Consider the following 23,175-nt stretch of genomic DNA (forward strand, 5'->3'; position numbering starts at 1 on the left):
TCGTGCTGTTTTATGCACATATAGGTATGGGTGAACATCTTTATGTTCAACCGTTCCTCCAATCGTGCTGTTTTTCCAGCACCTCTCTTTTTTATTTCACATCCCGGCAAAAACCCTATCCCTTGATTCCTCCCACCATAATCCCCTGAGTAAAATATTTCTGCACAAAAGGGAAGAACAACAAGATGGGCAGCATTGCCAAAAAAATCTGTGCGGATCTGGTGGAGCGTTCCGATATCTGGGTAAGATCCACGATTGTCCGCATAGCGGAGCTGTCATTGGCCACGATTACTCTCTGCAGGAAGGTAGCCAGAGGATATTTCTCCGTGAAGTCCATGTAGATCAGTCCGTCAAACCAGCTGTTCCAATGGGAGACAAAGGTATACAGCGTCACCGTGGCCAGCGCCGGCTTGCTCAGGGGTATATACAGACTGAACAGGATACGGAAATGCCCCGCTCCGTCCATCACTGCCGCTTCCTCCAGCTCCTTGGGAACGTCCCGGAAGAAATTAATCATCAGCACCACGTTGAACACGGGCAGCGCTGTGGGCAGGACCAGGGCCCAGATCGTATTATTGATCTGAAGCACATTATAGATCAGCACATAATAAGCCACCAGCCCGCCGCTGAATATGGTAGTGATAAACATAAACCAAACATAGAAGGTACGGATCCGGAATTCCCTCTGGCTTCTGGACAGGGGATAAGCCGTAAGTACCGTAAGGACGAAGTTAATGGACATCCCCACCGCGCACCTGAGGATGGTGGTCCCCATCGCCTTCCAGAACGCCTGCTGCTTTAAAATATACTCGTAGGACTCCAGATTACACTCCACCGGAAACAGGATCACACTTCCCGCGGTAACAGGTCCCTTTCCGCTCAGCGAAACCGCCAGTATATGTACCACTATAAAGATACAGGTAAGGGCAAAGGCTCCCATCAGCACACTGATCACCACACCTGTAAAACTACATTTTTCTCTCTTCATCTGCCTTGCTCCATTTTCTTCGTCACTGTAACAAAAGCCCCGGTTCATCAGAAGATCCGATAATCCATATGCTTATATGTCACATAGTACACCGTTCCCATAATCACCCCCGTGATAGAGGATTTCACCAGGCTAACCGCTGCGGATACACCGTATTGCCGCTGCATAAGTCCCAGCCGGTAGATCAGTGTATCCAGCACGTCTCCCGTCTCATAGATCTGGGGACTGTACATATTGAATATCTGATCAAAGCCTGCATTAAAAATATTCCCAATGCTCAGCAGGCCCATCAGTATAATAATCGGCATAATCCCAGGAAGCATCACGTACCGAAGCTTGGCCAGGAAACCGGCACCGTCCAGCTGCGCGGCCTCATACAGGGCCGGATCGATCCCCATCAGGGCCGCGTAGTACACGATAGAACTGAACCCTATCTCCTTCCATATATCCGTCAGAATCATGACGGCGGGAAATGTTCTCTTATCTCCCAGGAAATATACAGCCTCCCCGCCCGCCCAGGTGATGATCTGATTGACCACGCCGCCGGACGGACTCAACATATCGGTAAAAATACCGGCCAGCACCACCCAGGAAATAAAGTGGGGCAGATAGACAGTAGTTTGAACCGCCTTTCGGAACCGCCGAAACGGTATAGCCGTCAGAGCCACAGCCACGGCTACGGCTCCCACCAGACCCAAACTTAACTTGGCAGCCGCGATGACTACCGTATTGCGCACGACCAGCCAGAAATCCGGCAGGGAAAAAGCATAGATGATATTTTGAAGTCCTACCCATTCCTGCCTGCCGAACAGTCCCTTCGCCGGCACAAAGTCCTGAAATGCCAGCACGATACCGTACAGAGGTATATAGGCAAATACTATCAGCACGATGGTGGCCGGTATGAGCATCAAATACAGGGGCAGATTCCTTCTCCCATTCTTCTTCATTGCTGATCCCTCATCCTATCGGTTACTTCCTGGGTCATCTGTTCTCCGCCCATCTGATTCCAGTTCTGCACAAAGCTTTCGAATGTTCCACTGATATTTCCCTGGGTGATCATCCTCGTGAATTCCGTATCCCGCAGAGAGTCCAGCACCGCACCGTTGGCAGCCATCGTCTTCGTGGGCGCTCCGGAAAAGGCGGAATACAGCAGCATATCCTTTTCCAGATAGGCGTCCAGCACACTCATGGAACAGTCAGGGTCTCCGTAGATCATCCAGATTCCCCACTGGGAGTTGTCTCCGTCTTGATACGCCTCTATCTGTTTCCAGCGCTGCTCCTCTGTGTTCCCCTCCTCTCCCGCCAGCAGTTTCTGGACATTTTCCCACTGCTCCAGGTTGATCCGGGGATTCTGCACCCAGATCGGGGAAAACCACCAGGCCTCCTCCGCATCCTCAGAGCTCTTATAATAAGCATCCAGATCCCACATCAGGTTCATCATCTTCATGATAGCCTCCGGGTTGGCGCACTGCTTGGAAGCTACCCAGTAATAGGTGGTTCCCACCTCGATCTGGTTCTTCGGGACGCTGTTCGGCGTAAGGCCCACGATAGGATAAGGCCTCCAGTCTGCCTCCGGGTCCATGTCCCGGCAGGCCTGCAAATTCAGGCTCATCCAGTGCTCACCGTAAAACATGCCGCAGGAACCGGCTGTCAGCTTGGAAATCAGCCCATCTGCATTCGTGGTCCCGAAGTCCCGGGCGATCACCCCGTCCTCATACATCTTATTCAGCTGGCCCAGCACAGCCTGGACGTCCGGCTGAATATCAGAATAGGTGATACGATCTTCCGTATCCGTAATCCAGGTGCCTATATAAGTCCCGTAACCGTTAAAGAATCCCTTAAGACCGCCCACGGAAGCCGTCAGGTCCTGCTGTACCCCCAACCCTGTCGTATCGCTGCTCCCATTCTGATCCGGATCCTGCTGGGCAAATGCGTAGGCGATCTTCACCACATCCTCCATACATGTGGGTTCCGGCAGGCCCAGATTCTTAAGCCAGTCCTGACGGATCCACAGAAACTGCGCGCTTCCATAGGAGGACCAGGTGGAGGGAATGGCCATCAGCTTCCCGTCGTAGGTCACTGCCCGGAAGGTGGAATCCCCCTCCATCTCCATGTTAGTCCTGGCTGCCTCTGAGGCATAATTCTCATATATATCCGTCATATCCCAGATCAGATCCGCCTCATACAGCTGCTTTACCTGGGACGCGGTCACCGCCATAAAATCCGGAATATTACTGGCAGCCAGGGCCATATCCACCTTCTCGATATAGTTGGAATCACTGGATATCCAGTCATAATCAATTTCAATATTTAATTTATCCCGGAACAGTTCATTATACCTGTTCTCCTCCGCCGTCTCGCCCTTCTCTGTCTTCGCCAGCGCGGCCTCCATAGCTGACGACACATACCTGACCATGGAAACGGTCAGCGTGGAATCGTAGCGTCCCTCTTCCTCCTGTGAGGCGGCCGCGGTTTGTTTCGGCGCCTCCGGCGCGGGTTCGGTACCGTTCTTCGCGGAACAGCCCGCGAGACATATGCTCAACGCCAGCCCAAATGTCAAGATTCTCTTCATCTTCATCCTCCTCGTATCTAAAATTCCAGCTTAACCGTCCCGCCGGCTTCCCTATCCATGATCTCAAAAGAGAGCACATATTCCCCGTTCCAGTCATCCGGCGCAAACTTGGCGATAGGAATGGAGAACTCTGTTCCCTCCTCCCTGAGGATCTGCTCCGGATTCTCACCGGTTCCCCAGGGATACCCATCATACTCGGGTTCCATTCCTCCAAAAAGCACATATACACTTTGGGCATACTCATTGATTCCGGCGCTATAGTCGATCCGCATACCTATGGTTCCCCGGGCTGCGTCTCTTTGGCAGCCGTCTGCCGTGATCCGGCCCTTCAGCACATCCTTTCCATTCCGGAACACCACGCCGCACCTGGCCATACCTTCCGACTGATCTCCCATACCCATATACAGCGTGTGGGTATTCTCATCAAACTCACTGTAAGTATTTTTGCTGCGGTCTTCATAATAGTAGTGCTTGCGAATCACTTCCCCTAATTGGGAAGCGTCGGAATCCTTCTCCTGGCTGGCGCCCTCAGCCTGAATCCAGCGGATATATACGGTTCCTCCTGAAGGGATGGCTCCCTTCCAGGTGAAGGCATCGTTCGTCAGGTTCCCATAGGCCTCCAAAGGCTCATACTCCGCAGTGCCGCCTTCTCCCGGGCTGGCATTTTCACGGTCTATCCGGTATACTTCCAGCATTCCGCCCGCGGATGGGATTCCTTCTGCCGACAAGGTCACTTCCTCCTGGTTATCCCCGGAATTCCACAGCACGATACCTCCTTCCTTCGCATTCGCGGAAGCCATGACTCGTACCGTATCCCTGCCGGATTCGGCGTGTACTCTCTCCACAGGCATATTCTGATAGGTCTTCAGGGCATAGTAGGAGGCCAGAGGTTCCCCCTCGTCAGTGAACAGATCCAATCCTTCCGAGATGTCGGAAAAGCATCCCCAGTGCACCATGGTAATCTCCGGATGCCGGGAAAAATATTCTAAGGCATCGAAGATCAGAGGTACCGCCCCCGAGGTCTTCAAAAGATCATCTCCCGACTTCACATCGCTGTATACATCATCCGGCCAGTACACGTTAAATTCATTCAGGTGCATCTGGGTCTGTTTAAAGTAATCGCTTTTGTCCAGGGCATCCGCAAGCATCTTTGTGTCAGTCTGATATACCTGGAAATAATCATGGTAAGAAGCGAAATCCAGGGGTGCGCCTTCCTTCTCCACGGAATTCAGGAACAAATCCAAATTCTCCTGTCCCAGCAGGCGGCTTAAGCCTCCGGAAGATAAACCGCCTACTTCCGCGTAAGGATCTCCCTCCCTCACCGCCTTGGACACAGCGGTATAGATATCCACATACTCCTGCCAGGTTCCTTTGTACCAGGCGTCGTGGTCGCACTCATTTAACACCTCATAATAGGCTCTGTGACCGGATTCCCTGATATACTGAGCCGCCGTTTTCCAGGCCTGGGCGTATGTGGGAATAACAGGGGGATAAAAGGCCGCATCTTCCGTATTATTTCCCGCGTACGCATAGTTGTAGGCGCTTTCCACCCCGGCCAGGTGCCAGTACATAACGGGAGTGCCGTTATTGGCAAAAATATTTCCTACATTATTATAGGCTTCCTGAACCCAATATTTCACCAGCTTGTCCGAGTAGTCCGTCCCCCATATGGACAGGGGATAGCGCATCGTTGGAGCGTGCAGGTCTCTCAGATATTTGGCGTTGGACGCCACATTGGTCAGCTTATCGGTGCCTACGGTAAACTGGGAGAGCTTCTTAAGCAGGGGCAGGCCTTCCGGCTGTCCCAGATTTATCCGCACGTCCGCAGCGTCTGCCCGGGAAAATTCAATTTGCCCGCCGCCGTCCTCATCCGTCAGGCATTCATTCTCCGCGTACTTTAGGACCGCAGCCGGTTCCGTCTCTTCGATTATACTCCCGCTTTGCATCCTCTCAGATTCTTCTGTCATAGGCTCCTTTTCCTTTCCGCAGCCGCCTGTCAGCAGGCAGATACACTGCAGGCAGATACACAGCAGGCTTAACAGCCGGTTCTTCTTATTCATCCTTCTTCATCCTTCTTCATCTTTCTTGATTCTATTTCATCTGTTTCATCCCTTTTTCCTTTTCTGCGCCTGAGCAGCCAAAGCCCTGTGATTCCCCCTATTACCACTACAACTCCCGCTCCTGCCAGAATCCATGGCAGCGCAGAATTCCCGGAACCTTCCTTAAGGGGCGTCTCGTCCTCCGGCTTCTCTTCTTCCCGGGGGCTGCCGGCACCGATCTGGGCCCATCTGGGATACAGTGTGGCATCGACCTGGACCGGTTCATCAAAATCAAATTCAACAGTCATGGCCTTGTCCCAGTACCATTTATAAAATTCATATCCTTCCTTCGCGGGTATCTCCGGCTTCTGTGCCTTCTGCCCTGCGTCCAGAACCTGGGTGAGATCCTCGTATCCCTCGAAACTAACCGTCACCTGATCCCCCATCCGCCACATAGCATGAAGGGTCATATCCTGGGTCACCGGCTTGTCAAAATCATACGGGACATAGGCTTCCTGATGGGAGGACCATGCGGCCAGGTGCCATTCTTCTTCCCCGGCAGCCTGCTGCCTGCTGCATACTGGCTCCTCTGCTTTATTTCCCATAAATACCTGCACCGGTTCCACCGGGCTTCCGCCGTTGGCCTGGAAGGTGACAGTATTTAACATTTTCCCGCTGCTGACCAAAAGCACATCCTCAGGGGTAAGGGCTCTGTCATAGATGGACACTTCGTCCAGCAGACCCCGGAATCCCTCTCCCAGCACATCTCCCAACAGATGGCCGCCCAGGGCGAAATATTTTATATCCGGAAGAGTCTCATAACCAGCGTACTCAAACCGATCCTTCTCCTCCCCGTTGACGTAAACTTTTATCAGTCCTTCCTGCGCATCACAGATCAGGATCACATGGGCCCAGGCCTCATGCAGAGTCTCATACTCTACCGCATAGCTCCAGTCAAAATAGGCATCGCCGCCTTCCTTCCCCACCCCATAGATGAGGTCTGCCCATTTGCCTTCCTCCGACACATTGGTATGTACACCTATGGCGATACCGGGGGTATTTTCTCCCCAGGCGCCGGTGGATAAAAGGCGGGCCTGCTGATTATCATCCACCTGGGAATTCACCCACATGGACACGCTGAAGCTGTCCGGAGCCGCCAGGATTGCTGTGGGTAGCTTCACATAGCTTTTCCCGTCCAGCTTTAATGCCAGTCCATATTTTCCTTCCACGAATTCCGGGTTGCCTGCCAGTTCTCCATCCGTACCATTTTCAAAATAATCAGACGCGTCCTGCCCATCAAAGGAGTAATAATGGGCCACTCCCATATCATCCGTGCTGCTGCGGTACCGGTCTTTTATAAAACTGTCGTATTGGCCCGCGATGGTCTTCCCGCTCAGAACCTTATCGTAAATCTTCAGCTCATCAATGAGTCCGGTAAATCCTTCCATCACTCCCTGCTCCGTCAGATGCCCCCCTACTCCGAAATCCCAGGGCAGAGCATCCGTACTGTACCCGCTGTAATCAAACTTCGCCTTTTCTTCCCCGTTGAGATAGATATGGGCCTCAGACCTGGAAGAATCATAGACCGCTGCCACATAAAGCCACTCATCCTGCACGGTATCATAGTCCACCGCCTCGCTCCAGGAGAAGTAGGAATCCCCTCCCGGTTTTCCCACACCGTAGATGGCATCCGCCCAGGCTCCCTCTTCCGAAACGTTGGTATGAAGCCCCAGCACCACTCCCGGAGAGTTCTCTCCCCACACGCCGGTAGAAAAGATCCGGGCATTGGCATTGTCTATAATATCCGCTTTCGCATAGAAGGTAATACTAAAGTCCCCATCGTCATTCAGCATTTCCGTAGGGAACTGGATACAGCTGCCGCCGTCCAGCTTAAGCCCCCGCCCCCGTACACCGCCCGTGAATTCCGGATGACCGCGCAGGATGCCGTCCACTCCGTCCTCATAGTAATCCCGGGCGTCATTCTGATCAAAAGAATAGTAATGGGCCAGTCCTGATGCTTCTGTGCTCTTCCGGTAATGTCCCTGGGGTCTTTGGATTTGGTTATCTGCTGTCTGCACAGGCCGGAAGCGGCCGTATTCCGCCCCCACTTGTTCCGGTGTCAGAGTCCTGTCATGTATTTTCACCTCATCCAGCAGGCCCTTGTAGCCTTCCATGAGTCCCTCTTCCGTCAGATGGCCTCCCAAGGCGAAGTATTGCATAACGGAGTCGGTATTGTATCCCGCGTATGAGAAGGAAGCTTTTTCCTCCCCATTGATATATACTTTCATTTTCTGATCGGAATGTGAGTAGGTGCCTGCCAGATGTACCCATTGGTTTTTCACTGTATTATAAGGCACAGCCCGGCTCCAGGAAAAGAAAGATTCTCCTGAGGTGCGTCCCACCCCGTACACAGCGTCCGCCCAGCTTCCGTCCGCATTCACATTCGTATGCAGCCCCAGGACCGCTCCCGGAGAATTATCTCCCCACACGCCGGTGGAGAAGATCCGGGCATTCGTGTTATCCTGTATATCTGGTCTGGCCCACATGGAGATGCTGAAGTCCCCCTGGTCATTGAGCATATCCGCCGGCAGCTTCACATAACTGCTTCCGTCCAGTCTCAGCGCCTTGCCATTTAATCCCTCCGCGAATCCCGCATTCCCTGTGATCTGGCCGTCTGTTCCGTCTGAGAAGACATCCCGGGCGGTCTCATCATCAAATGTATAGTAATGTGCGGTGCCCTGAGCATCCTGACTCTTCCGGTAGACCGGTTCCTCCGGTTCCGGCTCCAGAAGCTGATTCATGTAGACCGCCCGAATCTGGTCTTCCTTAAGTGCTTTACTGTAAAAGGCCAGATCATCAATCAGTCCGGTATAGCTCTCTGACAGGGTAGTTCCTTCCAGATGTCCTCCCAGGGCAAAGTATTCCATCCTTGAGTCTGTATTATATCCAGCCAGGGAATAACGGTCCTTCTCCTCCCCGTTGATATACACCTTCACCAGCATCTCTTGCTTGTCAAATACGGCTGCCACATGAGCCCAGGTCTTGTACACGGACTCATAGGGTACTGCCCAGCTCCAGTCAAAATAAGACGGTCCCTGAGATTTGCCCACACCATAGACAGCTCCGGCCCAGCTGGTTCCCTCCTGCTGCTCTGTGAACAGTCCCAGGGTAAAACCGGGGGTATCGTCTCCCCACACGCCGGTGGACAGGATCCTGCCCTGGGTTCCCGGTGACAGCCTGGTATTCGCCCAGAAGGATACGGAGAAACTTCCCTCGTCTCCCAGCATGGCCGCTGGAAATCCGATATAGCTCTGTCCGTCCAGGTAGAGGGCTCTGCCGTATCTCCCCTGGCCATAGGAAATGTTTCCGGCCTCCTGGCCATGTGTCTGTCCGCTGCCATCTTCAGCATCCCCCTCAAAGGGGTAGTAATGGGTTAAATCCAGAATTTTCTTATTTTCCTGCAGCCGGGATTGTTCCCCGCTCGCCTTCCGGTACCAGAAGGCGTACAGGGTCAGATCGTTCGTCACCGGCGTTGCAAAATCATAAGGTACGAACTCCGTCTGATTCACAGACCATCCCAGAAAAATCCACTGGTCCTGATCCCGGGCGTACCGGATATCTGGAGCCGGGACCTTCTCTCCATAAGAAACCTGTACATCCGGCACATTCTCTCCGCCGTTCTCCTCGAAGGTAACCTTGAGCTTCTGGGCGGGCACCTGATAGATACGGTTTTCGCATACTGCCTGGATCTGTTCCGGATTCAGGGCTTTCTCATAGAAAACCAGATCATCGATCAGTCCGGTGAAGCTCTCTGACAAGACGCCGCCGTCCAGATGACCTCCCAATGCGAAATACTCCGTCCGGGAATCCGTATCATATCCTTCCAGAGAATACCGGTCCTTCTCCTCTCCATTGATATATATCTTTACCAGCATCTCTTCCCGGTCAAAAACCGCAGTTACCTGGGCCCAGACGTTATTCACTGCTTCATAGGCTATCGGCCAGCTCCAGTCAAAATAGGCTTCTCCGTCCGCCTTACCCAACCCGTAGATGGCTCCCGCCCAGTTTTCCGAACCATTTGACTCTGTGAACAGCCCCAGAGTGAATCCGGGCGTATTGGCCCCCCACACGCCGGTGGAGAGAATCCTTCCCTGGTTTCCCAGCGCCATTTTGGAATTTGCCCAAAAGGATACGGAGAAGCTCTGTTCATCCTTTAACATAGAGGCTGGAAATTGAATATAACTTTTTCCGTCCAGATAGAGCGCTCTGCCGAATTTACCATATCCGTAGGAGATGTTTCCCTTCTCCTCACCGGGAACTGCTCCGGGTCCCTGATCCTGCGCGTCTCCCTCAAAGGGATAATAATGTGCCGCCCCCAGAGAGGCCAGATTCTGTTCCATAACGGTCTGCTCCGCAGCCCCCTCCCTATACCAGAAGGCATATAGCGTCATATCCGCAGTGACCGGCGCGGAAAAGTCATAAGGGCGATAATCCGCTGCGTCCACAGACCACCCCAGGAAGATGACATTTTCCTCCGGCTGTCCGTAATGTATGTCCGCAGGAGAGACCTTTCCGCCCGGGTAAACCAGGGCGTCCTCCACCGGCTCTCCCCCATTTTCCTCAAATTTGACGCGGCAGGGCTTCAGACTTCCCTGAGCTTCGGACAGGGCCTTCACCTCATCCCCTGAGAGAGCCTTATCGAACAAGATCAGCTCGTCCACCTTGCCGATATACCCATCCGACAGGCTGTCCCCTGACAGATGTCCCCCCAGTGCGAAAACCTCCATGGAGGATTGGGTATTATAGCTTTCCAGGGAGTATCGATCTTTCTCCTCCCCATTGATATATACCCGCACCAGATTCTCGCCTTTATCAAAAACCGCCGCCACATGGGCCCAGGCTTCATAGACCTGCTCATAGGGTACCGTCCAGCTCCAGTCAAAGTAAGACGCTCCCTCATCTTTACCCATGCCATAGATCATTCCGGCCCAGCCGCTGTTCTCGTCCATGCCCGTGAACAGGCCCATGGTTATGCCCGGCGTATGATCTCCCCAGACACCGGTGGATATGAGGCGCCCCTGCGCTCCTGCGGGGAACTGGGTGTATGCCCACATGGAAATGCTGAAGCTGCCGCTGTCATTCAGTACGTCTGTGGGATATTTTATGCCGTTGGTTCCGTCCAGGCAAAGAGCCTGTCCATACTTTCCTTCCTCGTAGGCCACACCGCCAATTGGCTCGCCGGCCACACCATCCTTCACCCAATCAGCAGCGTCCCCGTCAAAGGGATAGATGTGGGTGATGGATTCCGTGACACTCTCCGGCAGTACGTTTGGTCCGCCTTCCTCACCGGCCATGGCAGGAAATTGTGACGTGCCGATACACAGCGCCAGGAACAGAGCCATACAGGATATCCTGCTTTGTTTTCTGCTTCGCCAGCCATTTGTTTTCATAAGCCTCCTCCTTCATTTAAAGAAATCTCTCAACTTTTTCTTCACATACACTGCCCTCCGTCTGAGATGATTGTAGCAAAATAGGTTCCGCCAATGCAAGACATCTCTTCTGCCAAATTAGTCATTTATTAATCTAATCCTGAGATCTTCTTATTCCCTGTTTTCCGCAAATATGGTATAATGGTAATACTTACCAGATATAGAAAAAGTAACATTTCAGACTCTCATTAACTTTATCGAAAAAGGGGGGGCCTTATGGTGTCAAAATTTGTCAGAATGGAATATAGCTGTAATGAAAATATATGGGCCGGCAAATACCGGAACCTGCACAATCTTCCCCATTGGCATAAAGAACACGAATTAATCTATGTAAACTCCGGTACAGCAAAGATTCACATGAATCAGAACTGCTATCAGGCCGGCCCAAAGGACTGCTTTTTCTGCAGCGGCGGTGATACTCACAGAATAAGCGGTTCCCAGGACAGTATAATCTCCACTATCTTATTTAACACAGCCTGTGCCCAAAGCATCGTGACGCAGTATACGCTCTGTTCCCCCAGGCTGGTTCATACTTATCCGATTGAGAGCTTTTACAACAATATTTCCCGTGAGTTAACCCAGCAGCAGCCCTTCTTCCAGGTCAAGACGGATATGTACATCTCTGACCTGATTGTGGATATTTTTCGAAAGGAAGAGACCAGGCCTTACGAGGATCGCAGCCAGATCTATGAGAAATATAAAACCCTCCTGACTCTCCTGAATGAAAACTATGAGTACATCACTTTTGAAGATGCCGCCAGTATCATGGGATTTACCAAACCCTATTTTTCCAAGTTTTTTAAAAACATGTTCGGAATGACCTTCTCAAGCTATATGCAGATTCTCCGGGTGGAACACGCCATCCAGCTGTTGTCCGAAGGACAGATGACGCTTACGGAAGTTTCAGCCAAATGCGGGTTTAATTCCATACGAACCTTCAACCGTGTCTTTAAGACCTTAACTGGCACCACCCCCAAGAGCGTATCCAGGGATGTCCGGCTTGACACTTATACACATAAGAATTTGTCCGGGATCTACGATCCTACCCTGCAGATTTCCGAATATCTGAAATATTAGTATAGCGCTCATATATCTCCCTGTTATTCAGTGTGCCGGCACGTTATAGATTTTTATTTGGAGAAATCAAAAGAATTTTTAACAGACAAGGCATTGGTAATTATCTCCAACGCATTTAAGAAAAAAACGGCGCATTCCCTGACAGCTTACTGAAAACAGTATCGCAATCTATAACAGGAACACACCGCCACCACACAACGAAATGCTAAAAACAAAAAAGGCCTCTATGTCAATCCCCTTCCAACAGGAAGTTTGTCAATTTAACAATTTTTATACCATCCTGTGTGACAGGAATATCACATTCACCGGCAAGAACTACTTTTTCATAATTGTCACGTATTTTTCTAAGCGGCGTCAGTTCTCTTTCTCTGGTAGATGGATCATTCATTGATTCGGTTACCTGGAAATATATTTTTTCCTTGGCATTTGCAGCTATGAACCAATGTGTTTCCGATCGATGTAATGGATGTGTTATTCCCGATATTATCTGCAAGAAACATAATAATCTTCCGCAGAAGTTCCGCATCCGTTATCTGTCTTTGACCGCGTCTCTTCTCTCTTTCCAGGATATCCCGCATCACCGCTGTAGAGTAAATCCCATCTAACAGTGCAAGCGCCTTGTCCACATCAAGACCAATATCCGCAATACCGGGCATACCGCCAAATTTCATATAAGCTTCAAAGAGTTCTTTCGGATCATAATTCTCTCCTTCTGCATCATATATACGCCCGCGAAGTTCCCCCGCAGGACTTTGCTTCTAGGTGTCAGCCGGCAGCAGACGGCTGGTGAATAACTTCTGAAGATAATCCTCTATATGCTACTAAAAGGGGACATGTCCATTTGGCTCTCAAGCCGAAATGGACATGTCCCCTTTTGATCTTATTTAATTTTGGGTACCCAGCAGGTAATCTATGAATTGCTGGGCCGTGCGGCCGGACGGACCTCCATGATTCAGGGCCCACTGGTTGGCTTTGAGATGGAGTTCGTCCTCGGATAAGAGTATCCCGCTGCGCCTGGCCAGCTCGGATACGATGCCCATGTATTCTTTCTGGCTGGGCCCGCAGAAGAAAATCTGGACTCCGAAACGGGCCACCAGGGATAGCTTCTCCTGAACGGTATCCGAGGCATGCAGGTCGTCCCGTCTGCCCTGCTTGTCGGCGAATTCTTCCCGGACCAGATGGCGCCTGTTGGAGGTGGCGTAGATGAGTATATTATCGGGTTTTCGCTCCAGGCCACCCTCGATTACCGCCTTCAAGTATTTATATTCAATCTCAAATTCTTCGAAGGAGAGATCGTCCATATATATGATAAATTTGTAGTTCCGGTCTTTGACCTGGGCGATGACATCGTTTAAGTCCTGGAACTGATGCTTGTAGATCTCGATCATACGAAGGCCTTTGTCATAGTACTGGTTCAGAATCGCTTTGATACTGGAGGATTTTCCGGTCCCGGCGTCGCCGAAGAGCAGACAGTTGTTCGCCCTGCGGCCTTCTACAAAGGCTTCTGTATTGTCAATCAGCTTCTTTTTCGCCAGTTCGTAACCGACCAGGTCGTCCAGATGTACATGGGCAATTTTGGTGATCGGGACGATTTCAGCGCCCTCACTGTGATGAACGACGCGGAATGCTTTATGTAAACCCAGCTTACCGACTCCAAAATCCTGATAAAAAGCGGTCATGATGTGCAGGAAATCATTGTCATCCTGGGCTTGCGCAAGCTTTACCCCTAATTCACAGATTCTTTCCCGGATTCTTTGATTGTACATCTTGCTGTTTTCATTTTTCACGTGGTAGCTTAGAAATACACTCAGCGTATCTACTCCCAGTGATTCTGCCAGATCCATCAGCGGATAGTCAAAATATTCTTTGAAAATCGCGAAGTCATGACGCGCGACTTCATTGATGCTTCCTTCGATAGGACCAATGATTTCGCTGGCCGTACTGAATGCATTCTCATTATTTACCAGCAGCAGTGCCAGGTAGTTGTGCCACAGATTACCCTGGAAACCGTATTTCCCTGCCAGCTCCACCAGACCGTTCATACAGCTGTAAAGTTCCGTCCGCAGCTCCTTTTTGCTCGCTTCCCCGTTGCTATCCAGGCTGACATTTTCCATAATCCCCGACATCTGCTCCAGTATTTCCCCGTGCTCCAGATTTCTATACAAAATCAATTCATCATATCTCATAATTTCCTCCAGTGCCGCATTTACTGCGGCTCAATTCAGGTATGCCTGTGGTATTTCCTCCAATGCCGCATTCGCTGCGGCTTAATTCAGGTATGCCTGTGGTATTTCCTCCAGTGCCGCATTCGCTGCGGCTCAATAATTACCCAGAATCCTCAGGTTGATCGCCTCTTCCGCAATCCCCCGCAGCGCATTTTTTTCAGAGCTGCCCGACAAATTCCCCTCAAAATCCACGAAGAACCGGTACTCCCAGTTTCTTCCCTCCAATGGCCGGGATTCGATCTTAGTCATGTTGAGATTGTTGTATATAAAATGGGACAGGATATTGAAAAGGCTGCCGCTCTCGTGAGGCAGTTCAAAACAGACACTGACCTTTTTCGCTTCTTTCCGATAGATCTTCTGGTTGGTCACCACGATGAACCGGGTAGAATTGGATTTATCATCATTTAAACTGTCTTTTAAGATATGAAGCCCATAGTATTTAGCCGCATGTTTTCCGGCGATAGCAGCCTGGGTCCTGTCCTGATCATCCACAACCTTCTTAGCGGCCACTGCCGTATTACGGATACTCATGATCTGCCAGTCCCGGTGTTCAGCCAAAAATCTGGATGACTGCATCAGCGCCTGGGGATGGGAATATACGGTGCGGATATCGTCTAATTCGGCTCCTTTTAGTCCCATCAGGGCATTTTCAATCCGGATAATCTGCTCTCCCACGATATAATTATCAAATTCCACCAACAGATCATACACTTCGCTGACAATGCCGGCCGTGGAATTCTCAATCGGCAGGACTGCAAAATCCGCCATCCCCTCCTGGATCGCCACCATGGCATCCCGCCAGGTGTCTACGTGAAAACTGCTGACTCCTTCGCCAAAAAAGGTTTCCATAGCACGCTGGCTGTACGCCCCATCAGTTCCCTGGAACACCACACGCGCGTGGGCGAATCCCATGTCTTCCACCTGTGTAAATGCCAGACGGCCGGTCACGCCCTTCTCGGCCAGCAGCCGGTACTGCAGCTTCCGGCTCATAGACATGATCTGTTTGAACAGCTCTTCGACACCATGCCGATTGAAATCATCATCCGTCATCTGCTTTAATGCGCTGATCTTTTCCTCTTCCCTGCCTTTGTCCAGAATCTTCTTGCCGGTCTGAATCTTATAGCCGGCAACCCGTCCGCTGAACTCCATCCGTTTCTCAAACAGCTCAACGATCTGCCGGTCTATCTCATCAATTCCCTGTCGTAACTCTAATAATTCATCCATCGCTCAATTCTCCCTTTAACTGCCGTATCGTCTTATTTAACAGCGGATGCCGCTTCAGCGGAGCGATCTGCTCCAGCGGTGTCAATACAAAATCCCGGTTCTGCATATCCGGGTGGGGGATCGTCAGCTCCTGCGTATCCCATACCTCATCATCATAGAACAACAGATCCAGGTCCAGTGTCCTGGGACCCCAGTGCACGATACGCTCACGGCCCGCCGCCTGCTCAAGCTCCTGAAGCCTGTGCAGCAGCTCGATCGGCGGCAGCAGCGTCTTAAGGAGCAGACAGCCGTTCAGGAAATCCTCCTGTTCCACACCGCCATAGGGAGCTGTGACCAAAAAATCTGATACCCGTTCTACCCGGCAACCGATAGTTTCATTTAAAGAGGTAATCGCCTGGCGCAGATATCCTTCCCTCTCCCCCAGGTTGGAACCAAGAGCAATATAGGCGGTATGCCATGCCCGCTCGATCTCTACGGAAACCGTCTCTAACGGCAGGCCGATGGGGGCCCATGGCTTCTTGACTTCCAACCGAATCATCTGAAGATTCTCCGTATGGATCAGCAGATATGCTGCCAGCTGTTCCGCCGCGGATTCGATCAGCTTAAAGGTGTGCTCCTTCATGAATTTCTTGATCATATGGCAGACTTCTCCGTAATGGATCGATTTCTTCAGATCATCTGTGAGACCGGCCTGCCTGGTATCTGTGTAAAGAGATGCTGATACGAGAAATTTCTGCCCCAGCGTGTTCTCTTCCGGATATACTCCGTGATTGCAGAATATCTCCAGGTTATGGATATGTATTTTGTCCAAAACTCACTACCTCCCTAATCTCCCGGCTTGGGGACATGTCCAGATCAGTTTGGGACATGTCCGTTTCGGTTTGGGACATGTCCAGATCAGTTTGGACATGTCCCCTTTTTTATTTCTTTAGTAACCTTCCTGTGCCAGTATCGCCCTGGCCATCTGCACCGCCCGCTTATTTTCTTTGATATCATGCACTCGTATAAACGCACAGCCCTTCATAACCGCCATCACTGTAGTAACCAGCGTACCTTCTACCCGCTGATCCACCGGCAGGTCTAAGGTCAGGCCGATTACGGATTTGCGGGAAGTGCCAAGGAGGATCGGGCAGCCCAGCGCATGCAGGATTTCCAGGTGATGGATTACTTCCAGATTCTGCTCATAGGTCTTGCCGAATCCCACTCCTGGGTCCAGGATGATCTGCCGTTCGGATATCCCCGCCCGGGCCGCGATCTTCAGGGACTGACGCAGATCCTCACACATTTCTTCCAGAAAATGATCATATACCGCTTCCTTCCGGTTATGCATCAGACAACAGGCCGCGCCGCTGGCTGCGATCACATCTGCCATCTTATCGTCATATTTAAGTCCCCATATATCATTGATCAGGTCTGCTCCCGCCTCTATAGCAGCCTGCGCCACTCTGCTCTTATGGGTATCCACGGATATCGGTATATCATAGCGCTGTCTGATCGCCCGGATAACCGGGATCACACGCCGAATTTCCTCATCCTCCGGCAGCCCTTGTACATATCCGGGACGGGTGGACTCTCCGCCCACGTCCAGAATATCGGCACCATCCTGAATCATCTGCTCCGCATGAACCAGCGCTGCATCCAGCGAATTATATTTTCCCCCATCTGAAAAGGAATCCGGAGTAACATTCAGGATCCCCATGATAGAAGTCTCATTTTTTATGTCAAATTCACGGTTTCCGATTTTCATCATCACTTTATTCCCTTCCGTCTTTTCTAAATTCTAAACTTAATCCATCTGTCTTTTAATAGGTAAGAACCTGATTCTTTTTCGCGTCCGCCCAGTCACAGATCTCCTCCACATCACAGACATAGCAGCCTCTGGATAACTTATCAGCCCTGTAAATAAGCCAGTCAAGAGGTGTCTTAGACGCCCGGGCCGCGTCCCGGTGATTCCCGATGGCCGACAATATCGCCGCGGCCTCTTCTGCGTCAAAGCCACAGTCCTTAAGCACCCCGTCTGCGATTTTAACGCTGGCCTGTTGATGAGGCGTTCCGTCTGCATACTGCTCCGGTCTGCCGATGTCATGCAGAAGGGCCGCTGTGTAGATAAATTCCTTACTTACCTCACATGCTTCCTCCAGCGACAGGATGTAAGCGATCCGGGCAACATCCAGCAGATGGCTGACATCATGACCGCAGAACGGCCTGTCCTCTTCCCAATTCTTTATTTCTTCCTTATATATCTGGAATCGCGGATGTCCCAGAACCTGGTTAACCCGCTCCACATCTTTCATATACTGCATGCTTCCTCCAATAACTTATAACCCGGGCATGACCACTGCCTGATCATCCGGATAACGGACGTACCGCCGCTATCATACCGCTGCCGGTCCGCTACCTGATCATCTGGAAAAATGTATTCTGCAGCTGCATATCCCCTTCGAAAACTCCCCGGGAAGCTATCGATACTGTACGGCTGCCTGGTTTTTTAATCCCCCGCATGGTCATGCACATATGCTCTGCCTCGATCATAACCATCACTCCCTTAGGAGCCAGATGCTCCATCAGAGCATCCGCGATCTGCACGGTCAGCTGTTCCTGGATCTGCAGGCGTCTGGCAAACGTCTCAACCGTTCTGGCCAGCTTGCTAAGTCCCAGGACCCGGCCATCCGGAATGTAAGCCACATGCGCCTTTCCGTAGAACGGCATCAGGTGATGCTCACAGGTGGAATAGAACGTGATATCTTTCTCCAGTACCATCTCGTGGCTGTCCACCTGAAAGGTCTTGGACAAATGAACCGCCGGGTCCTCGTCCATTCCGCCATAGATCTCCTCATACATCCTGGCTATCCTGGCCGGGGTCTCCACCAGACCTTCCCGGTGAATGTCCTCTCCGATCCCTTCCAACAGCAGCCGAACAGCAGCCTCTACTTTTTCTTTATCAATCATGGATTTCTTCCTTCCTGCGCTTCACAATACCGGCCAGCTCTCCCAGATAAGACAGGGAACCAAACGCTGCGATCACATCATTTTCACCCGCAGCCTTCATGCTCAGTTCCACAGCCTCCTCAAGGCTTCCCGCCGCTTCCGTCCGCGGCTGGTACCTGCGTACCGCCTGCGCCAGATCCTCTGCGGGCAGACCCCGAGCCGAATTCGGCGGCGTCACCGTAAAGATTCTGTCCGCCATGGGGGCAATGATTTCGGCCATTTTTTCATATTCTTTATCTGCAAACACTCCCATTATATAAATAAATTTCGCATTTGTAAAATAGTATTGCAGGGATTTTTTCAAAATAAGAACCGCATCCGGGTTATGAGCCCCATCCATGATCACAACCGGCTCCTCCGATAACACGGTAAAGCGGCCCGGCCACCGGGTATTCATAAGCCCTGCTTTCAGCTGCCGGTCCGAAATCCGGTATCCCAGCTGCTTCAGAACCTCCGCCGCTTCCACTGCCAGCACCGCATTCTGGATCTGATAAAGGCCCGGCAGAAAAATACTGAGTTCCTTATATTTCTTATATTGAAACGTCTGTATATGATAACTGCTATACGCAATCTTCACAGACGGCATATCCACTCTCGTAAGCGGGCACCCGCGGTTCGCGGCCTCTTCCTGTAATACCTCCAGCACACCGTCCTGCTGATCCGCCGATACGACAGGAATCCCCTCTTTCATTATTCCGGCCTTCTTGCGCGCGATCTCCTCCAGGGTATTCCCAAGCCATTGGGCGTGATCCATGCTGATGGAGGTGATGACCGAAAGCTTCGTGGTAGTCACGATGTTCGTGGCGTCCGTACTTCCTCCCATACCGGTTTCCAGCACCACAATATCACATTTCTTTTTCAAAAAATAGGCAAAAGCAACCGCTGTCTCCACTTCAAATACGGTCGGATGATCCCATCCGTCCAGGGCCATCTCAGCTGCCGCCTCTGCCGCAACAGTCATACATGCAGCCAGATCCGCTTCGGAAATCTGGACTCCGTCCACCTGGAACCTTTCCTCATAACTAAAAACAGTCGGTGAAAGATATCTCCCGACCCTGTAGCCACTCTCCAGAAGTATCGTAGATAAAAAAGCAAGCGTAGAGCCCTTGCCGTTCGTACCCGCAATATGTACAAATTTGAGCTGATCCTGCGGATTCCCCATTCTTCTTAACAGCTCCCGGATACTCTCAAGTCCCAGCACACTGCCATAAGAACTTATCTTCTGTATATATTTTCTGGTTTCCTTATAATTCATTTTCTGGTCCTTCTTTTATTTATGCCCTGCAAACAGCCGGCTGGTAATTTCTGTCATATCTGCTGATGGAAGAGCGGATTGCCGATAGGCGGCCTGTTTTCTGCAGCACCGTTTTTTGCCTGTTAACTTCCGAATAATTCTCATTTTCTGTGTCCATACTATTCCCTATGAAACACAAATTTATCATATGCGGCACCATTGGCTGGTGCATGGAAATCTTCTGGACGGCGTTCAATTCCTTCCGCCGCCGCGAATTAAAATTGATGGGCAGGACTTCCATCTGGATGTTCCCCATCTACGGCAGTGCCGCTTTGCTGGCCCCCATCTACCGGCTCATCCGCAGCAAAAGTATCTGGCTTCGGGGTATCATCTACACCGTATGCATATACCTGACAGAGTTTTTCACCGGAAGCTTCCTGAAAAAATACAACCTCTGTCCATGGGATTACAGCAAAGCGAAGCTCAATTATAAAGGGCTGGTCCGTCTGGACTATCTGCCCCTCTGGTTCTTAACCGGTCTTTTATACGAAAAGGTATTATGCAAGGACGTGAAATCCTGACAGACTTTCACGTCCTTGTTGTCCTACCTGTCATCGGGCAGATCGAATTCATCCCCAGCCCCGATATCCAGCATATTCATGGTCCTGCGCTTCAGCCGCGCCTGCTCAGAAGCCACCAGTATATAATCCTTGATCTCCCTCGCGTTCTTAATATGTACAAGTTCCAGCTTCGGATGTGTCGTATCGCCGGTATGGCAGACCACTGTTCCCAGCCCAAAGAGCCGCTCCAGAAGGCTGTTGTTCAGCGTAACATCCTGTACTTTATACATATAACAGTCATTTTCCACTTTTTTCAGGATACCCTCGTCAATCGTAATCAGATCTTCCGTCACCATATATTTGGTAAAGGTCCACGGCAGTCCGAAAAACAAGACACGTTTCCTCTCCTTATATTCCATACACATTCCTCCGCTTTTCCCTTTGTCGAACTATCTACATTATACGCAAAAGGAAATGTGAATGCAATACTAACAAAAGTTCTTTCCCCATAGTGATAATTCAAGAATAATTTGTTATAATAACAAAAATTGCGCATGCGCCCCTGGAGGAAAGGTCGATCAAAAAGACGCTCTCCCATCCCTGAATCTATGGCGCAGTGCATGCGCCCCTGGAGGAAATCATGAGAAAAACAACTTTATTCATAGCTATGAGTCTGGACGGCTACATCGCCGGTCCCGCCGGCAATATAGACTGGCTCCAGGGACAAAATCCCGGAGCAGATGATATGGTAAGTTATCAGGAATTCATAAAAGATATCGACACCATTATTATGGGTTACAACACCTATCATCAAATTACCACCGAACTATCCCCTGACCAGTGGTTCTACCCGGACCAGATCAGTTATGTATTTACCCACAGAGAGCTTCCATCCACAGATAATATAAAATTTGTAAATGAAAATGTCTGCGGCCTTATACAAACCCTGCGTCGGAAAACTGGAAAAGGAATCTGGATCTGCGGCGGCTCCAGCGTAATCCATCCCCTTATATCCGAAAATCTGATCGACCGTTATCATATTTCCATCATCCCCGCACTGATTGGGGACGGCATCCGCCTTTTCCAAAAAACGGATCAAACAATAAATCTGAGGCTGATAAAATCCGAAAACTATAATGGAATCACAGATGTCATCTATGAGCAAAGATAGATCACCAGCGCAGGAGTATGCCGGCCTGCCGGCCCCTGCCGACCCCCTAAAAAACTTCTCTATAATTGTGTTGAAATTCCGAAACATTTAGTATATGATATAAAGAAATGTTACAAGGAGGATCCCATGAACACGTTCGACTGTATTCGTACCAGACGAAGCATTAGGCAATTTAAACCAGATAAAATCGAACATTCTCTGTTGGAACATATTATTTCTATCGCATCCTATGCACCCTCTTGGAAAAACACTCAAATCGCCCGATACATCGCTATCGATGATTCGTCGATTCTTCAGACAATCGCTTCTGACCACTTACCCGCTTTCAATTCCAGAACTGTTTCTTCCGCACCTTTATTAATTGCGCTTACCTTTTTGAAAAACCGCAGCGGTTTTGAAAGAGACGGTTCTTTTTCTACGCCCAAAAACGGGGAATGGCAGATGTTTGATGCCGGAATCGCCGCCCAGACATTCTGTCTGGCCGCTCACGAAGCAGGCCTTGGCACCGTCATTATGGGCGTGTTTGACATCGGGGGAATCAGCCGGCTGCTTCATTTGCCGGATACGCAGGAACTGGCGGCTCTGATTGCGGTCGGTTACCCAGGCGAGGTCCCGGATGCGCCCAGACGAAAAACTACAGAACAATTACTCACATATCTACAGGAGGAAAACAAATGAGACACTTAATGAGCCCTTTGGATTTTTCAGTGGAAGAATTAGATCAGCTGTTAGATCTGGCCACAGACATTGAAAAGCACCCGGCCAAATATGCCCACGCCTGCGACGGTAAAAAAATCGCAACCCTGTTCTACGAACCCAGCACCAGAACCCGTTTAAGTTTCGAGACAGCTATGCTGAATCTGGGCGGTAACGTCATCGGTTTCGCATCCGCCAGTTCCAGTTCCGCAGCCAAAGGGGAGAGCGTATCCGATACGATCCGCATGATCTCCTGCTACGCGGATATCTGCGCCATGCGTCACCCAAAAGAAGGCGCACCCATGGTAGCCTCCACGAAATCTTCCATCCCGGTGATTAACGCCGGTGACGGCGGCCATCAGCATCCGACCCAGACGCTGACCGACCTGCACACGATCCGTTCCCTGAAGGGGCGGTTAAGCAACCTGACCATCGGACTTTGCGGCGACCTGAAATTCGGCCGCACCGTTCATTCCCTGATCAATGCCCTGGTCCGTTATGAAAATGTAAAATTTGTCTTTATCTCTCCCGACGAGCTGCGGATTCCCAGTTATATCCGGGAGGATGTGTTAAATAATAACCATATTGAATACAAAGAGGTGGAACGCCTGGAAGACGCCATGCCGGAACTGGATCTCCTCTATATGACCAGAGTCCAGAAAGAACGTTTCTTCAATGAGGAGGACTATGTCCGCTTAAAAGATTTCTACATCCTGGACAAAGCAAAAATGGCCCTGGCCAGAGAGGACATGCTGGTCCTGCATCCCCTTCCCAGAGTCAACGAGATCTCGGTAGAGGTAGATGATGACCCGCGCGCTTCTTATTTTAAGCAGGTGCAGTACGGTGTATACGCCAGAATGGCGTTAATACTGACCCTGTTGGACATCCACGTAGAGGAAGGAGAATAAACCG

At 50.7% G+C, this 23,175-nt stretch carries 20 protein-coding genes; 5 read left to right on the forward strand and 15 right to left on the reverse strand.

Going from position 1 to position 23,175, the window contains the following annotated elements; translation table 11 throughout:
• Positions 1 to 115: 115 nt before the first annotated feature.
• The 5 genes from ABC831_RS04590 to ABC831_RS04610 are packed head-to-tail and all read right to left on the reverse strand — an operon-like array spanning position 116 to position 11,049.
• On the reverse strand, positions 116 to 988 hold the full coding sequence (locus ABC831_RS04590; protein WP_343247067.1) for a carbohydrate ABC transporter permease: 873 nt from the start codon (positions 986 to 988) through the stop codon (positions 116 to 118).
• Between the two features lie 47 nt (positions 989 to 1,035).
• Positions 1,036 to 1,935, reverse strand: coding sequence for an ABC transporter permease (locus ABC831_RS04595; protein ID WP_343247068.1), 900 nt, complete (start codon positions 1,933 to 1,935; stop codon positions 1,036 to 1,038).
• Positions 1,932 to 3,560, reverse strand: coding sequence for an extracellular solute-binding protein (locus tag ABC831_RS04600; protein WP_343247069.1), 1,629 nt, complete (start codon positions 3,558 to 3,560; stop codon positions 1,932 to 1,934). The genes ABC831_RS04595 and ABC831_RS04600 overlap by 4 nt, the downstream gene beginning before the upstream one ends.
• A gap of 17 nt (positions 3,561 to 3,577) precedes the next feature.
• Complete coding sequence (locus ABC831_RS04605) at positions 3,578 to 5,620, reverse strand: GH39 family glycosyl hydrolase (protein ID WP_343247070.1); 2,043 nt, start codon at positions 5,618 to 5,620, stop codon at positions 3,578 to 3,580.
• Positions 5,617 to 11,049 carry a LamG-like jellyroll fold domain-containing protein gene (locus tag ABC831_RS04610; RefSeq protein ID WP_343247071.1) on the reverse strand — a complete coding sequence of 1,811 codons (5,433 nt, stop codon included), beginning with the start codon at positions 11,047 to 11,049 and terminating at the stop codon, positions 5,617 to 5,619. The genes ABC831_RS04605 and ABC831_RS04610 overlap by 4 nt, the downstream gene beginning before the upstream one ends.
• 255 nt (positions 11,050 to 11,304) lie before the next feature.
• Here ABC831_RS04610 and ABC831_RS04615 point away from each other — a divergent pair, with 255 nt between their 5' ends.
• A complete protein-coding gene (locus ABC831_RS04615) occupies positions 11,305 to 12,165 on the forward strand; it encodes a helix-turn-helix domain-containing protein (RefSeq protein ID WP_343247072.1) in 861 nt (286 codons plus the stop codon).
• A gap of 229 nt (positions 12,166 to 12,394) precedes the next feature.
• Here the strand turns inward: ABC831_RS04615 and ABC831_RS04620 are convergent, their stop codons facing one another.
• The 9 genes from ABC831_RS04620 to ABC831_RS04660 all read right to left on the reverse strand — a co-directional run bounded on the left by ABC831_RS04620 (position 12,395) and on the right by ABC831_RS04660 (position 19,857).
• Positions 12,395 to 12,553, reverse strand: coding sequence for a hypothetical protein (locus ABC831_RS04620; protein WP_343247073.1), 159 nt, complete (start codon positions 12,551 to 12,553; stop codon positions 12,395 to 12,397).
• Positions 12,546 to 12,836, reverse strand: coding sequence for a hypothetical protein (locus ABC831_RS04625; protein WP_343247074.1), 291 nt, complete (start codon positions 12,834 to 12,836; stop codon positions 12,546 to 12,548). Before ABC831_RS04625 ends, ABC831_RS04620 begins: the two co-directional genes overlap by 8 nt.
• Positions 12,837 to 13,049: 213 nt before the next feature.
• Positions 13,050 to 14,351 carry an ATP-binding protein gene (locus ABC831_RS04630; RefSeq protein WP_343247075.1) on the reverse strand — a complete coding sequence of 434 codons (1,302 nt, stop codon included), beginning with the start codon at positions 14,349 to 14,351 and terminating at the stop codon, positions 13,050 to 13,052.
• Positions 14,352 to 14,483: 132 nt separating this feature from the next.
• Entirely contained in the window at positions 14,484 to 15,614 is a 1,131-nt protein-coding gene (gene pheA, locus ABC831_RS04635; protein ID WP_343247076.1) for a prephenate dehydratase, read from the reverse strand.
• A complete protein-coding gene (gene folK, locus ABC831_RS04640; RefSeq protein WP_343247077.1) occupies positions 15,607 to 16,425 on the reverse strand; it encodes a 2-amino-4-hydroxy-6-hydroxymethyldihydropteridine diphosphokinase in 819 nt (272 codons plus the stop codon). The genes pheA and folK overlap by 8 nt, the downstream gene beginning before the upstream one ends.
• Positions 16,426 to 16,542: 117 nt before the next feature.
• Entirely contained in the window at positions 16,543 to 17,361 is an 819-nt protein-coding gene (gene folP, locus ABC831_RS04645; protein WP_343247124.1) for a dihydropteroate synthase, read from the reverse strand.
• A gap of 55 nt (positions 17,362 to 17,416) precedes the next feature.
• Positions 17,417 to 17,917, reverse strand: a complete 501-nt coding sequence (locus tag ABC831_RS04650) for an HD domain-containing protein (protein WP_343247078.1) — start codon at positions 17,915 to 17,917, stop codon at positions 17,417 to 17,419.
• A gap of 91 nt (positions 17,918 to 18,008) precedes the next feature.
• Positions 18,009 to 18,563 carry a GTP cyclohydrolase I FolE gene (gene folE / locus ABC831_RS04655; RefSeq protein ID WP_343247079.1) on the reverse strand — a complete coding sequence of 185 codons (555 nt, stop codon included), beginning with the start codon at positions 18,561 to 18,563 and terminating at the stop codon, positions 18,009 to 18,011.
• Positions 18,556 to 19,857 (reverse strand): bifunctional folylpolyglutamate synthase/dihydrofolate synthase, encoded by a 1,302-nt coding sequence (locus ABC831_RS04660; RefSeq protein ID WP_343247080.1) that lies wholly within the window; start codon positions 19,855 to 19,857, stop codon positions 18,556 to 18,558. The genes folE and ABC831_RS04660 overlap by 8 nt, the downstream gene beginning before the upstream one ends.
• A gap of 167 nt (positions 19,858 to 20,024) precedes the next feature.
• Between ABC831_RS04660 and ABC831_RS04665 the strand changes: the two genes are divergently transcribed.
• Positions 20,025 to 20,417 carry a putative ABC transporter permease gene (locus ABC831_RS04665; RefSeq protein WP_343247081.1) on the forward strand — a complete coding sequence of 131 codons (393 nt, stop codon included), beginning with the start codon at positions 20,025 to 20,027 and terminating at the stop codon, positions 20,415 to 20,417.
• Positions 20,418 to 20,440: 23 nt separating this feature from the next.
• Here ABC831_RS04665 and ABC831_RS04670 read toward each other — a convergent pair whose 3' ends face one another.
• Positions 20,441 to 20,815, reverse strand: coding sequence for a PH domain-containing protein (locus ABC831_RS04670; protein ID WP_343247082.1), 375 nt, complete (start codon positions 20,813 to 20,815; stop codon positions 20,441 to 20,443).
• Between the two features lie 221 nt (positions 20,816 to 21,036).
• On the opposite strand from ABC831_RS04670, the gene ABC831_RS04675 reads away from it, so the two are divergent.
• The 3 genes from ABC831_RS04675 to pyrB all read left to right on the forward strand — a co-directional run bounded on the left by ABC831_RS04675 (position 21,037) and on the right by pyrB (position 23,171).
• Positions 21,037 to 21,567 (forward strand): dihydrofolate reductase family protein, encoded by a 531-nt coding sequence (locus tag ABC831_RS04675; RefSeq protein ID WP_343247083.1) that lies wholly within the window; start codon positions 21,037 to 21,039, stop codon positions 21,565 to 21,567.
• Positions 21,568 to 21,693: 126 nt separating this feature from the next.
• Positions 21,694 to 22,245 (forward strand): nitroreductase family protein, encoded by a 552-nt coding sequence (locus tag ABC831_RS04680; protein ID WP_343247084.1) that lies wholly within the window; start codon positions 21,694 to 21,696, stop codon positions 22,243 to 22,245.
• Positions 22,242 to 23,171: an aspartate carbamoyltransferase gene (gene pyrB / locus ABC831_RS04685; RefSeq protein ID WP_343247085.1), complete on the forward strand. Its 930-nt coding sequence runs from the start codon at positions 22,242 to 22,244 to the stop codon at positions 23,169 to 23,171. Before ABC831_RS04680 ends, pyrB begins: the two co-directional genes overlap by 4 nt.
• The last annotated feature ends 4 nt before the right edge of the window (positions 23,172 to 23,175 follow it).

The organism is Diplocloster hominis (assembly GCF_032380655.1).
GTDB lineage: Bacteria > Bacillota > Clostridia > Lachnospirales > Lachnospiraceae > Diplocloster > Diplocloster hominis.